Annotated in this window: 1 protein-coding gene; it reads right to left on the reverse strand. The window is 57.4% G+C overall.

Annotation, left to right across the window (positions count from 1 at the left end; all coding sequences use genetic code 11):
- Positions 1-202: hypothetical protein (locus HMPREF2736_RS12405; protein ID WP_210399453.1), on the reverse strand; the 202-nt coding region annotated here is incomplete at both ends.

Here is a 202-nt window from a genome sequence, read left to right on the forward strand (position 1 = left end):
AAACCTCAACCGTCTGCTCACCAGCCGGCACACCACCAATCGAGAACGACCCATCAGCCCGAACCGTGGTCGACTTACCACCAACAGTCACCGTAACCGCGGCATCCTTAGGCACACCAGAAACAGTGCCCGACACCGTCGACGGATTCGCCGAAATCTTCACATCAACCGGCTTCGTGGAACCATCCGGCTTCACATCAAC

The organism is Corynebacterium sp. HMSC036E10, assembly GCF_001836265.1.
GTDB lineage: Bacteria > Actinomycetota > Actinomycetes > Mycobacteriales > Mycobacteriaceae > Corynebacterium > Corynebacterium coyleae.